At 42.9% G+C, this 12,931-nt stretch carries 18 protein-coding genes; 15 read left to right on the top strand and 3 right to left on the bottom strand.

Annotation, left to right across the window (positions count from 1 at the left end; translation table 11 throughout):
* Window positions 1-225 (top strand): RNA chaperone Hfq, encoded by a 225-nt coding sequence (hfq, locus tag DP120_RS06015; protein WP_033544068.1) that lies wholly within the window; start codon window positions 1-3, stop codon window positions 223-225.
* Window positions 226-599: 374 nt separating this feature from the next.
* Entirely contained in the window at window positions 600-899 is a 300-nt protein-coding gene (locus DP120_RS06010; protein WP_112222757.1) for a rhodanese-like domain-containing protein, read from the top strand.
* A 52-nt stretch (window positions 900-951) separates the two neighbouring features.
* Here the strand turns inward: DP120_RS06010 and DP120_RS06005 are convergent, their stop codons facing one another.
* Window positions 952-1,557: a trimeric intracellular cation channel family protein gene (locus DP120_RS06005; RefSeq protein WP_112222756.1), complete on the bottom strand. Its 606-nt coding sequence runs from the start codon at window positions 1,555-1,557 to the stop codon at window positions 952-954.
* Between the two features lie 114 nt (window positions 1,558-1,671).
* Between DP120_RS06005 and DP120_RS06000 the strand changes: the two genes are divergently transcribed.
* The 5 genes from DP120_RS06000 (at window position 1,672) to DP120_RS05980 (ending at window position 6,095) form a co-directional block, all read left to right on the top strand.
* Window positions 1,672-2,901 carry a methionine gamma-lyase family protein gene (locus DP120_RS06000; protein ID WP_112222755.1) on the top strand — a complete coding sequence of 410 codons (1,230 nt, stop codon included), beginning with the start codon at window positions 1,672-1,674 and terminating at the stop codon, window positions 2,899-2,901.
* Between the two features lie 96 nt (window positions 2,902-2,997).
* Entirely contained in the window at window positions 2,998-3,381 is a 384-nt protein-coding gene (locus tag DP120_RS05995; protein ID WP_112222754.1) for a MerR family transcriptional regulator, read from the top strand.
* Window positions 3,382-3,420: 39 nt separating this feature from the next.
* Complete coding sequence (gene glnA / locus DP120_RS05990) at window positions 3,421-4,755, top strand: type I glutamate--ammonia ligase (RefSeq protein WP_112222753.1); 1,335 nt, start codon at window positions 3,421-3,423, stop codon at window positions 4,753-4,755.
* Between the two features lie 257 nt (window positions 4,756-5,012).
* Window positions 5,013-5,834: an STAS domain-containing protein gene (locus tag DP120_RS05985; RefSeq protein ID WP_112222752.1), complete on the top strand. Its 822-nt coding sequence runs from the start codon at window positions 5,013-5,015 to the stop codon at window positions 5,832-5,834.
* Window positions 5,835-5,894: 60 nt separating this feature from the next.
* On the top strand, window positions 5,895-6,095 hold the full coding sequence (locus DP120_RS05980) for a hypothetical protein (protein WP_112222751.1): 201 nt from the start codon (window positions 5,895-5,897) through the stop codon (window positions 6,093-6,095).
* A 66-nt stretch (window positions 6,096-6,161) separates the two neighbouring features.
* On the opposite strand, the gene DP120_RS05975 is transcribed toward DP120_RS05980, so the two are convergent.
* Window positions 6,162-6,398, bottom strand: a complete 237-nt coding sequence (locus DP120_RS05975; protein ID WP_112222750.1) for a hypothetical protein — start codon at window positions 6,396-6,398, stop codon at window positions 6,162-6,164.
* A 273-nt stretch (window positions 6,399-6,671) separates the two neighbouring features.
* Between DP120_RS05975 and DP120_RS05970 the strand changes: the two genes are divergently transcribed.
* The 3 genes from DP120_RS05970 to DP120_RS05960 all read left to right on the top strand — a co-directional run bounded on the left by DP120_RS05970 (window position 6,672) and on the right by DP120_RS05960 (window position 8,092).
* The gene (locus tag DP120_RS05970) at window positions 6,672-6,872 is read left to right on the top strand and encodes a hypothetical protein (RefSeq protein WP_112222749.1); all 201 of its coding nucleotides are present in this window, start codon (window positions 6,672-6,674) and stop codon (window positions 6,870-6,872) included.
* A 156-nt stretch (window positions 6,873-7,028) separates the two neighbouring features.
* Window positions 7,029-7,223, top strand: a complete 195-nt coding sequence (locus DP120_RS05965) for a hypothetical protein (RefSeq protein WP_112222748.1) — start codon at window positions 7,029-7,031, stop codon at window positions 7,221-7,223.
* Between the two features lie 122 nt (window positions 7,224-7,345).
* Window positions 7,346-8,092 carry a class I SAM-dependent DNA methyltransferase gene (locus tag DP120_RS05960; RefSeq protein WP_112222747.1) on the top strand — a complete coding sequence of 249 codons (747 nt, stop codon included), beginning with the start codon at window positions 7,346-7,348 and terminating at the stop codon, window positions 8,090-8,092.
* Window positions 8,093-8,333: 241 nt separating this feature from the next.
* On the opposite strand, the gene lexA is transcribed toward DP120_RS05960, so the two are convergent.
* Window positions 8,334-8,954 carry a transcriptional repressor LexA gene (gene lexA / locus DP120_RS05955; protein WP_112222746.1) on the bottom strand — a complete coding sequence of 207 codons (621 nt, stop codon included), beginning with the start codon at window positions 8,952-8,954 and terminating at the stop codon, window positions 8,334-8,336.
* Between the two features lie 164 nt (window positions 8,955-9,118).
* Between lexA and yneA the strand changes: the two genes are divergently transcribed.
* The 5 genes from yneA to DP120_RS05930 all read left to right on the top strand — a co-directional run bounded on the left by yneA (window position 9,119) and on the right by DP120_RS05930 (window position 12,832).
* A complete protein-coding gene (gene yneA, locus DP120_RS05950) occupies window positions 9,119-9,436 on the top strand; it encodes a cell division suppressor protein YneA (protein ID WP_112222745.1) in 318 nt (105 codons plus the stop codon).
* Window positions 9,433-10,086, top strand: coding sequence for a YneB family resolvase-like protein (locus DP120_RS05945; RefSeq protein ID WP_112222744.1), 654 nt, complete (start codon window positions 9,433-9,435; stop codon window positions 10,084-10,086). Before yneA ends, DP120_RS05945 begins: the two co-directional genes overlap by 4 nt.
* A gap of 58 nt (window positions 10,087-10,144) precedes the next feature.
* A complete protein-coding gene (locus tag DP120_RS05940) occupies window positions 10,145-10,378 on the top strand; it encodes a DUF896 domain-containing protein (RefSeq protein ID WP_112222743.1) in 234 nt (77 codons plus the stop codon).
* Window positions 10,379-10,464: 86 nt separating this feature from the next.
* Window positions 10,465-12,465 carry a transketolase gene (gene tkt, locus DP120_RS05935; protein ID WP_112222742.1) on the top strand — a complete coding sequence of 667 codons (2,001 nt, stop codon included), beginning with the start codon at window positions 10,465-10,467 and terminating at the stop codon, window positions 12,463-12,465.
* Window positions 12,466-12,589: 124 nt separating this feature from the next.
* A complete protein-coding gene (locus DP120_RS05930; RefSeq protein ID WP_112222741.1) occupies window positions 12,590-12,832 on the top strand; it encodes a YneF family protein in 243 nt (80 codons plus the stop codon).
* Window positions 12,833-12,931 lie beyond the last annotated feature (99 nt).

The raw sequence follows: 12,931 nt of genomic DNA, 5'->3' as shown, positions 1-12,931 counted from the left end.
ATGAAACCAGTAAATATTCAGGATGTGTACTTGAATCAGCTTCGTAAAAATAATATTTTTGTTACGGTCTTCTTACTAAATGGCTTCCAATTGAAGGGAACCATTAAATCTTATGATAATTTTACGGTGCTGGTCGAAACAGATGGCAAACAGCAACTTATTTACAAACATGCAATCTCCACGTTTTCACCCGCTAAAGCGGTATCGATTGAACATCAGGAGTAATCACAGAAAAGCGACAGTGCCCGTTCAGCTCCGAAAGGCATAAGACGGGATAGCGGAGCGGCGGTTTTTGCCGCATAGCTATACCGACTTATGACCCGAGGAGTTGGGCCGCTGGAGTCTGGACAAAGAAAAGCGACAGCGCCCGTTAAGCCCCGACAAGCGCTGGAGGGCTTGAAAGTAATGGCGTACTTTGCCATTGCTGGCAAGACCGAAGCGACTCGAGGGGCTGGGCAGCTGGAGTCTGGACACCAAAAAGCGAAAGCGCCCAATCCGGGACTGTACCGGCCACCAAGGTGGCCGGTTTTTTTAATTGACAGCCGGAAATATAAACTATAGGATTTTACTTGGAAACAATCGATCGGGAGGTGTGAAATTTGAAAACGATTACGACTGATGAATTGCAGCAACGAATCGAGTCTGGTGAACAATTGAACATTATAGATGTACGTGAAGCAGAGGAAGTAGCTGCGGGCATGATTCCCGGAGCAAAGCATATTCCGCTGGGAGAAATAGAGGATAGAGCCGGCGAATTGGATAGTGGCCAGCCTTATTATATGGTGTGCCGTTCGGGAGCCCGGAGTGGCAGAGCGAGTGACTACCTGAACGAACAGGGAATCGATGCCACCAATGTTGAAGGCGGCATGCTGAGCTGGAATGGTGAAACACACGCTTAAAAATGTTATTTATTAAAAAATACCGCCCGGATTAATTTCTGGGCGGCATTTTTTATGAGACTGTAATTTTTCGTGACGGCAGGCGCCATTTATAAGTATAGGATAAAATACGCAGCACTGTAATGACGCCAAATAGGATATATAGGAAGATGTCATTTCTGACCAGGTCGACGCTGATCAATAAGCCAGCCATCGCAGCCCATACTGCATATATTTCCGCTTTCAGAACCAAAGGTTTTCTGCCGGCCAGCATGTCACGGATGATTCCCCCGCCTGATCCTGTCAGCACTGCTGCTACCACGACGGCATAGACTGGCAGATTCAGTTCCACTGCGTATAGGGCACCCTGCACTGCAAAGGCTGATAAGCCAATAGCGTCAAAAAAATGGCCCCATCTGTTCCATTGCCCGAGCAGACGGTGAGGGAATAGGAACACCAGCGTTATCGATACTAATGCCAGCTGGAACATCATTTCCTGCTCCCATAAGGCGGAAACAGGGACGCCGATCAAAAGGTTGCGGACTGCACCGCCGCCAAATGCTGTGACAACGCCAAGAAGATAGACACCAAAAATATCATATTCCTCTTCCATTGCTATAATTGCACCGGATATAGCGAAAGCGATGGTACCGATTGCACTTAAAACTTCCCAAGCCATTCCATTTCCCTCCCGCTTTGTTCAACTCTATGAATTGTAGCAGAATTTGACGCAATTTCAAGCTAATGACCATAATAGTTTATATAAGGAATAAATTACAGAACGGAGACCATTATGTTAAATTACATAAACCAAATTGAAAGCAAGATAAAGTATCAGTTAAAGCAGGCAGATGACACCGCTTTGCTTAATCAGCAGAAAGTGCTGTCCGCATTCCATAGCCAGAAAGTAAGTGACCACCATTTCAATCCTTCAACCGGCTACGGCTATGATGATGAGGGAAGAGACACATTGGAGAGAGTTTATGCAGATGTATTTAAAGCGGAAGCTGCACTCGTCCGCGCGCAAATTATATCTGGGACCCACGCCATCACCATTTCGCTTTTCGGAATTCTTCGGCCAGGGGACGAACTTCTTTATATAACAGGCAAACCTTATGATACGCTGGATTCCATCGTCAGCGGTGGAGAAAAGGATACGGGGTCGTTGCGTGACTTCGGAATCAGCTACCGCCACATCGACCTCTCCGATAATAAGCCTGACTGGGAAAAGATCGGAGAAGCGATTACTGATAAGACGAAAATAGTTGCCATTCAGCGGTCGAGAGGATACGATACACGGCCTTCATTTACGGTAGATGAAATTGAAGAAATGATAGAAAAGGTTAGAAAAATTAAGTATGACGCAATCATTTTCGTGGATAACTGCTACGGTGAATTTGTCGAGGAGCGGGAACCTATTGAAGCGGGAGCGGATTTAATTGCAGGTTCCCTCATTAAAAATCCGGGAGGCGGATTGGCGAAAATCGGGGGTTATATAGCCGGGCGCAAGGATTTAGTGGAAAAATGCGCTTACCGAATGACTTCTCCGGGTATAGGTGGAGAGGCAGGAGCATCGCTTAATACCTTGCCGGATATGTATCAGGGATTTTTCATGGCCCCGCATATCGTTTCGCAAGCGCTAAAAGGCGCCATTTTTACAGCGGCACTTCTTGAAGAATCAGGGATGATTACATCTCCGCATTACGCTGACAAACGAACAGATCTGATACAGTCCGTTTCGTTTGAGACGGCTGATCAAATGATTGCATTTTGCCGGACTATCCAGGCAAACTCGCCTGTAAACGCACAATTTCTGCCAGAAGCGGCCTATATGCCGGGCTACGAAGATGACGTCATTATGGCTGCCGGAACTTTTGTTCAAGGGTCAAGTATAGAATTGACAGCAGATGGTCCAATCCGCCCTCCGTATACAGCCTTCATCCAAGGGGGCTTAACATATGAGCATGTTAAGATTGCGGTTGTGAATGCAGTTACATACTTAAAAAAGAAACAATTACTGTAAGTGGAATATTTATGTAAGGTTTTGTTACATTTGATTGACAGATAACCTTACATCCTTTATACTTATAAATGAAGTACTAGTTAAAGGGTGAACAATATGACGAATCGCGTCCGACGGACTATGCCGATCTTGCCAATCAGCATAGTAATGCAGCTGACAGATTTAACCGCTCGTCAAATCCGTTACTACGAAGAACACGGATTGATCAGCCCAGCCCGGACAGATGGCAATAAGCGCATGTTTTCGCTGAATGATGTCGACGTCCTCTTCGAAATTAAAGATTTCCTGGATCAAGGGCTAAACATTGCAGGCATCAAGAAAATGTTTGAACTGAAAAATCAGCCGACGAACGTTATGGCTGAACCGAAAAATCTTAGTGATGATGAACTGCGGAGAATTTTCCGTGAAGAAATGATGACTGGGAAACTCCATGACAGACATGGACTCAGACAAGGTGATCTATCCCGGTTCTATCATTAGGATTGGGTTTTATAAAACTTATAGGAGAGTGAAAAGAGCATGGGCAAGTATTCAAAAGAAGACATTCAAAGGTTAGTAAAAGAAGAGGATGTAAACTTTATCCGCCTTCAATTCACCGATATTCTAGGAGTTATTAAAAACGTAGAAATTCCAACTTCCCAGCTTGAAAAAGCGCTGGACAATAAAATGATGTTCGACGGATCTTCAATTGACGGATTTGTACGAATCGAAGAATCGGATATGTATCTCTTCCCGGATCTTGATACATGGGTGGTATTCCCGTGGATTACAGGTAAAGGAAAAGTAGCGCGTCTGATCTGTGACATTTATAATGCTGACGGAACTCCTTTTGCAGGAGATCCGCGTACTAATCTTAAACGTGTCTTGAAAGAGATGGAAGAACTTGGATTCACTCATTTCAATCTTGGGCCGGAGCCGGAATTTTTCCTGTTCAAACTTGATGAAAGAGGAGAGCCTTCCCTTGAATTGAATGACCATGGCGGGTACTTTGACCTTGCTCCTATGGACCTTGGCGAAAATTGCCGTCGGGACATCGTTTTGGAGCTTGAGGAAATGGGCTTTGAAATTGAAGCTTCCCACCACGAAGTTGCACCTGGCCAGCACGAAATCGACTTTAAATACGCAGATGCCATCAAGGCATGTGATGATATCCAGACATTTAAACTGGTTGTTAAAACGATTGCAAGAAAACACGGTCTTCATGCTACATTCATGCCAAAACCGTTGTTTGGTGTCAATGGTTCAGGTATGCATATGAATGTTTCTCTATTCAACGGCAATGAAAATGCTTTCCTGGATGAAGACGGTGACATGAAGCTAAGTGAAACTGCATTCCAGTTCATGGCAGGAATTCTTGAGCACGCACAAGGTTTCACGGCTGTAACGAATCCGACAGTAAACTCTTATAAACGTTTGGTGCCTGGATATGAAGCACCTTGCTACGTAGCATGGTCGGGTCAGAACCGCAGTCCACTAATCCGTATTCCAGCTTCACGCGGCCTTTCGACTCGCGTTGAAGTAAGATCTGTCGATCCTGCTGCTAACCCTTATCTTGCAATGGCTGTTCTGCTTGGTGCTGGACTTGATGGGATCAAACGTAAATTGACTCCGCCAAAACCAGTCGACCGCAACATTTATGCGATGAACAAAAAAGAGCGCCAGGCCGTAGGTATTGAAGATTTACCAGGCACTTTGTATGCAGCATTGCAGGAACTGCAATCTGATGAAGTAATGATAAAATCTTTGGGAGAACATATCGTTAAAAACTTCGTTGAAGCGAAGGAAATTGAATGGGATATGTTCAGAACTACTGTACACCCTTGGGAACGCGAGCAATACTTGAAGATGTATTAATATATAGTAGAAACCGCTGAAGCAATTTGCTTCAGCGGTTTTTTTTGCCCTGGAGGGGTATAGCAACTTTAGGTGCGGCAGCTGTATATGTGCGAAGCAGTAACTGAGGGGTATCAATTCGCTATGATTAAAGCCTGAAGAAATCTTAATGCTATTTTTATTGGAATATTGTATCTTATCTTATAAGGAGTATCGGGGTAATTTCTGAGTCTTGCTCCTTAAAAAATTGAAATGACACCGTATAAAGGAGTAAGGACATGCTTATAAACGAAGATTTGCATCAATATCTTTGCAGCAAGACTGATGAACTGACTGAAGAATGGTACAAGACTCTTGATAAAAACAAAGAAGGGGTTTATGGTACAACGGATCCGTGGGAAGTTAAAAAGTTGAAAGAGCAGAATCACGGATTTCATAAACACTTTTGCTCCATGTTCGAAAAGGAGCAGGAGGATTTTATGATGGAATTTGATGAGTGGATTGCTGAAGTGACAAATGACAATGCGCATCTTGATACGCCGCTTCCATCAGTCATAGAAGAATTTTTCCGCACACAGATACAGTATCTTGAGTTAGTCGGCAAATTTGCTGTTAAAAATAAAGACAAAGTCAAACATGAACAGGTTGCTGTTTGGAACAAAGCAATTGTAGAAGTGATAAGTAAAATTATTCAAGAATATACTGTAAAAAGTATGGAAGCGACAAGCAAGCGGTGGAGAGAGCAAGAAGCTCTGATGGATCAGATTAGTGCGCCGGTCATTCGTCTTTCGGAAAATACAGCACTGCTTCCGTTGGTTGGGGAAATCAATTCATCACGTTCTGAGGCAATGTTTGAGAATGCGATGGCACAGGCTACAAACTATTCGATTACCAAATTATTCATTGATATCTCCGGGGTGCCCGCTATCGATACGATGGTTGCAAACCAAATTTTCCAAATGATCAGCGGCTTGAAGCTGATCGGGGTTGAAACGGCATTATCCGGCATCAGCCCGGTCATTGCGAAAACAGCTGTAGAACTGGGAATCGACTTTAAAGACATTCAGGTGTACAGTACTTTGCCGCAAGCTTTAAAATAAGGCAGCTTTTATAATGATACAGGAAATTATATTTTAGTGTACTATCGGGGGGATAACCAGGTGTTTGAAAACTGGAGAGAATTTAAAACTGCCTTCAATAAAGGCGATGATGCTGAGAATGCCTGTGCATCGTGCGGCTTGGAAGACTTTGATCTATTATGCAAAGAGAAAGATGATGAGGGTTTATTATCCGCTATTTTTATTTGCAAAAACTGCGGTATTCAAAAAAAGATGGACTACCGTGAGATTGAAATGAACTGATGCTTTTAAAGTGTGTGAAAAGGCCATACAAAAAGCCTGGCATCATTGTGCCAGGCTTATATTCTATTAATTTTGCGTGGCAGGGGAATTTGTTTTTATATGGATCCACTCTGAAGCAGCTTCTACGGAATCAAACAATATTATTTCTTCGTTTGCCGAGCACTGCACCTCGTATTGGAGGTTGTCATGTATATAATGTACTGTGTAGGAATCTGTTCCTCCGTTGCTGAATGTTTCTGAAATGGACGCTTTCTCAAAATAGCGCATGGTTTCAAGTGATTTTTGAATATAGTCAATTGACAAATTATATGCCCCTTTCCTTATATGGAAAGTGACTAAGAAAAGTCGCTAGGAATCCATAAACTAAATTTGTTGATATCAACATTGTACCATAATTTGGATAAAAATGCTATCTTAAGCCCCTTTGACACGTAAAAGGAGAAATGAAGAAAGATTATTTTTAAAATCAGGTTAGATAATTATGGAGCGTGGGTATAATGATATATGCCAACAAAATTTAATAACTCGTACTGAATCTTCTTTACGAATAAGGAGGATTTTGTGGGAGGTGATTAAATGGGCAAAATTCAAGGAATAGAAAATCTGCTTGTTTATTTGAACTCAGTGGGATACCCATTGTCGGAACAGCAGATAAATGAATTTTTATTGGCTAGAAAAATCCCTCATAGTAAGCCTTATGGCAGCATGATTGTATTTGACCGCGCCCATATTGAGTGGTGGGTGGAAATGCAAAGGAAAACCGATTCACTTCTTTAATACGTAATTTGCAGGAACCCCGAAGCTGTCTGAAACAGACGACAGCCCAGGGGTTTCTTCCATAAAAGGGACAATTATTAACGGAATTCGGTTCATCGGGATTCTTGTGCTAAACTATAGTAGAGTAATGGAATCAGCAGACGGGGAGGCAGTATCATGAAAAATTTTCAAATCGACTTCTATTTTGATCAAGGCAACACATTAACCCATTATGTTAAAGCAACCAGCAAGGATTCTGCGTTAAGCAGTATACCGACAAACGGCACTTACGAATTTAGAGATGCAGAGGATAATAATGTCTACCGGATTACAATCAATCTGGTTAAATATATCATCGTCTCGGAGATGTAGTTGACTGCTCGAAAAACGCCGCACTTGCGGCGTTTTTTTACGGCTTTAATATTTTGAAAGAACAAAATTTTCATCACTCAAAAAAAGTTATCCATATAATATCATTTGGGAGTGGAAAAAGGATGGAATTTAAAGGTTCGCTTGCATACGATGAACAGGATTTTCTACAAAGTTATCTGAAAAGGCGATCAAGGCCCGACAGTCCGAACAATGCTATCGAAGGACCAATGATCAACGATTTGCTTGGCGAAATGGATTCGGCTCATATACTGGATCTGGGATGCGGTGATGGCAGGTATGGACAAGAGCTTCTGGCCAAAGGTGTAAAAAGATATACAGGCGTGGAAGGCTCGGCAGCAATGTTCAGCCTTGCCAGCAAAGCCCTTGCAGAACCAGGAGCGGCCATTATCCATTCCGCTATGGAAGACTTTGACTATCCGAGGGATACATACGATACAGTCATTTCAAGGATGGCTCTGCATTATATAGAAAACTTGGATGAAATCTTCCGATTAGTCCACAAATCCATGAAAACAGATGCGAAATTTATCTTCAGTGTGCAACATCCTTTAACGACAGCTGCATTCAAAAGTAAAAATGAGGGAGAAAGAAAAGGGGATTGGCTTGTTGATGATTATTTCAATCAGGGTGTGCGTAAGGAACCCTGGATAGGAAAAACGGTCGTCAAGTACCACCGTACGATTGAGCATTACTTCACAGCATTAACAGCGGCAGGTTTCCATATTGAAGCATTAAAAGAAGGGGAACCAGTAAAAGCCAACTTTGCTGAAGAAGAGGAATTTGAACGACGCAAACGGATTCCTATTATTCTCGTCTTTTCTTGTACAAAAACTGCTGATCAGAAGTAAAGCTGAAAATGCAGCGCAATAAATACGAAAAGAGCCAAGGCATATGCCTTGGCTCTTTTTTGATGATTAATAAATATTAAACACTTTAAAATTTGAGTAAGTTTTAAAGGGGGGTCTTTGTCCAGACTTCAGCGGCCCAGCTCTTCGGGTCATAAGCCAGCCCAGCTCTGCGGTCAAGACCACGCCGCTGTTCTGCCGTATGCTTTTCAGAGCTTAGCGGGCGCGTACGCTTTTCTTTTATCTATTGTATTTGACGGTATACTCCTACGACTTTGCCCAGGATGGATACAGCGTCAACGATGATAGGGTCCATTGAAGAATTTTCAGGCTGAAGCCGGAAATAATTATCTTCCCGGAAGAAACGTTTGACAGTTGCTTCATCTTCCTCGGTCATCGCAACTACGATATCTCCATTATTGGCAGTCTGCTGCTGCTTGACAATTACATAATCGCCATTCAGGATACCAGCCTCGATCATACTTTCACCCATGATTTCAAGCATGAAGATATGATCGTCATCTGTGCCGTAGGATTGTGGCAATGGGAAATACTCCTCAACATTCTCGATAGCAGTGATGGGCTGGCCGGCTGTAACTTTACCGATCAAGGGCACATGCAGTACAGGACTTTTGTCGATAAGGGCCTCATCAGTGGATATGACTTCAATTGCTCTGGGCTTTGTTGGGTCACGCCGGATCAATCCTTTGCTTTCCAGCCGGGCCAGGTGGCCATGGACTGTAGAACTGGAAGCCAGACCAACTGCCTCGCCGATTTCACGGACGGAGGGTGGATACCCCTTCTCACGCACTTCATCTTTGATGAATGTCAAGATATCTTCTTGGCGTTTCGATACTTTCTTCAACAGTTTCACCTCTTTTATTTGAACTTCTTATTTTCTAATTTTATTATATCAACTTGGGCAATGAAATGCAAACATAGGTTCGAATTTCGCCTTGACAAAAACACGTGTTCGCATTAATATAAGAACATACATTCCGAACATACATTCCAGGAGGCGATTTTTTTATGGCTTATATCCGCAGAAATTCTTTTGTTTTCCTATTCTTCACATTAGTACTTATCCTTTCATTTTATTCCGCTCTCTCCCATAATAGTGAAGAGGCACATATGGTCCAACTGAAAATCGAACAGGGGGATACATTATGGACTCTTGCCGATGAATACAGCGGCAATATTCCACATCATGAATGGATTGATGAGATTATGAAAGAAAACAAATTGGCTGCACCGGTCATTACGGCAGGGCAAACTTTGAAAATTCCTGACGAGCAGCTTAATTTTTTCCCTGATGATAATTTGAAGCTGGCGAGTGATTCCGAATGAAGAAAAAAGCTTTCATTTATTGCCGTGTAAGCACAGAAAAGGAAACGCAGGAAACTTCCCTGGAACGCCAGGAAGAAGAACTGCTGAAGTTTGCTTATGAGCAGGGCTATTTGGTCGAGCAGGTTTTTCGCGATCAGCACAGTGGTTATGAAATGGATCGGGATGGACTGCTTGAAATGCTCAATAGCATCAAGTCAGAAAAAATGGATGCTGTCTTTGTGCAGGACGAAACCCGTCTGGGCAGAGGGCATGCCAGAATTGCCCTATTGCATGTCATGAAGAAATACGGGGTCGAAGTCTATACCTTATCGGACAAAGGACAGATTGCGCTGAACGATATGGATGATATGGTGCTCGAGATACTGGCCATCGTCGAAGAATACCAGCGGAAGATACATAATGCCAAGATAAAACGCGGTATGAGGCGTGCTGTTGAAAATGGCTATAAACCAGAGAAGAACCTGAAAGGGAAAGGCAATCCTCAAGGGCGGGAAAGACTTGAACTCCCCCTCGATCAGATTGTAAGCCTGAAAAATAACGGACTGACGTTCCACGAAATTGCAGTCACTCTTGAAGGATTCGGCTATAAGGCCAGCAAAGCGACAGTCCACAGACGATACAGGGAGTTTCAGAAATTATCCCAAACCTAATTTCTTGCACTTGCCTTTCAATTTTTATACCATTATGAAAGAAGAAAGGCGGATGTATATGTTAGTACCAGACAAGATGAAACGCATTAACGAACTTGCGAAAAAGTCCAAAACCGATGGCTTATCCATCGAAGAAGCCAAGGAACAAAGTGCATTAAGACAGGAATATTTACAGGTATTCCGCAAGACGATGCGAGGCACAATTGAAAATGTTACAGTAATTGATCCAAACGGAGACGACGTGACTCCTGAAAAGATCAAAAATAACCGGGAGAATAAGTATCTTAATTAATACTTATTCTCTTTTTCGTTGTATTCTTTTCTATTCTTGACTAAACTAGAAAGGGAATAAATTTTTGTATCAGAGAGGATGTTACGATGTCGAACCATACAGATCAACTAGCAGTAACTACTATTCGCACACTATCCATAGATGCGATTGAAAAAGCGAACTCAGGCCATCCAGGCTTGCCGATGGGTGCAGCCCCAATGGCATATACATTGTGGACAAAACACATGAACCACAATCCTAAAAACCCCGATTGGTTCAACCGTGACCGCTTTGTTTTATCAGCAGGGCACGGCTCTATGCTTTTATACAGCTTGCTTCATTTAAGTGGTTATGGTCTTGAAATGGAAGAAATCAAGAATTTCCGCCAATGGGACTCTAAAACACCGGGACATCCGGAATATCACCATACTGTGGGAGTAGAAGCGACAACAGGTCCGCTAGGCCAGGGAATCGGCATGGCTGTAGGTATGGCTATGGCTGAAAAACATTTGGCTGCTACTTACAATAAAGGCGAGATGAATGTTGTCGATCATCATACATTCGCTTTATGCGGAGACGGAGATTTGATGGAAGGCGTTGCGGGTGAAGCGATTTCACTTGCGGGCCACTTGAAGCTCAATAAATTAGTCGTTCTTTACGACAGCAACGACATTTCACTCGATGGCGATCTCAGCATGAGTTTTTCTGAAGATATCCGCAAGCGTTTTGAATCATACGGCTGGAATTATCTTCGTGTAGATGACGGCAATGAACTGGATGATTTGTCTGCTAAAATTGCAGATGCAAAACAATCTTCCGACAAACCGACTTTAATCGAAGTCAAAACTGTCATCGGATACGGCGCACCTAACAAATCCGGTAAAGCGGACGTACACGGCGCACCGCTTGGTGAAGACGAAATGAAACTTGTAAAGGAATATTACGAGTGGACATTTGACCAGGATTTCCATGTGCCGGATGAAGTTTATGAAACATTCGAAAAAGCTACAGATGAACTTGGCGGCAAAGCGGAAGCAGAATGGAATAAACTGTTCGAGCAGTATGAAAGGGAACACCCAGAATTGGCAGATCAATTGAAAGCTGCAATCAGAGGAGACCTTCCAGAAAACTTCGATGCAGAATTCCCTGAGTATGAAGTCGGCAAGAAACAGGCTACACGTGCTTCATCAGGTGATATGGTCAACGCGATTGCCAAAACAGTTCCTTCTTTCTTTGGAGGAAGCGCAGATTTGGCAGGATCGAATAAAACTAACATCAAAGGCGGCGGCGACTTTGATGCGGAAAACCCATTAGGCCGAAATATCTGGTTTGGCGTCCGTGAATTTGCAATGGGTACAGCATTGAATGGTATGGCGCTTCATGGTGGATTGCATGTCTTTGGCGGTACATTCTTCGTATTCAGTGATTACGTGCGACCTGCAATCCGTTTAGCTGCATTGATGGGCTTGCCGGTAACATACGTATTCACTCATGATAGCGTTGCGGTAGGTGAAGATGGTCCAACTCACGAACCTGTTGAACAACTTGCATCACTTCGCGCAATGCCTAACTTGAACGTAATTCGTCCTGCAGATGCCAATGAAACAAAGCAAGCTTGGAAATTGGCTCTTGAAGCCAAATCCCATCCTACTTTGCTGGTTCTTTCACGCCAGGATCTGCCAGTGCTCGAGCAAACGGCTGAATTATCGGAATCCGGCGTTGAAAAAGGGGCTTATGTCGTTTCAGCTGCTGACAACCCACAGGCACTATTGCTTGCTACAGGTTCTGAAGTAAGCCTTGCTGTGGAAGCGCAAAAACAATTGGCTGAAGAAGGAATTTCAGTTTCGGTTGTTTCCATGCCTTCTTGGGACCGTTTCGAAAAACAGGATAAGGAATACAAACAATCTGTTATTCCTTCGACTGTCAAGAAACGCCTTGCCATTGAAATGGGCTCATCTTTCGGATGGGACCGTTACACTGGAGACGAAGGAGATGTTCTTGCGATTGATCGTTTTGGAGCAAGCGCACCGGGGCAACGCATAATGGAAGAGTTTGGATTCACTCCTGAAAATGTAGTGGCTAAAGTTAAAAAATTGATTAATGAATAATCTGTTGCGGGAGCGAATTTGCTCCCGCTTTTCTTTTTTTCTTGTTATGGTCAGTCAGCTTGTTTTATAGTATAATTTTTTGGGTGCACTATTATATTTAAGCAACACGAGGGAGGTAATAAATTTGGATACATGGATCTGGATCGTAATCGTGATTTTCGCTTTGCTCGCAGGTGTTGCGCTTGGGTTCTTCATCGCACGCCGTTACATGATGAAGTATTTGCAAGACAATCCACCGATTAACGAAGAAATGCTCCGCATCATGATGATGCAAATGGGACAAAAACCATCTCAGAAGAAAATCAATCAAATGATGGCTCAAATGAATAAAGCGTCTACTAAGCCTGGGAAACCGGCTAAAAAATAAAAAGCACTCAGCTGAGTGCTTTTTTTATTATATAAAAATGACGGATAATTATATTATGTCTACTTAAGCTTGTGTAAATAAACTGCAATGTATTTAGAA

The organism is Planococcus halotolerans (genome assembly GCF_003289955.1).
Taxonomy (GTDB): domain Bacteria; phylum Bacillota; class Bacilli; order Bacillales_A; family Planococcaceae; genus Planococcus; species Planococcus halotolerans.
The sequence above is the reverse complement of the archived record's forward strand: the minus strand, read 5'-3'. Positions and strand labels throughout refer to the sequence as shown.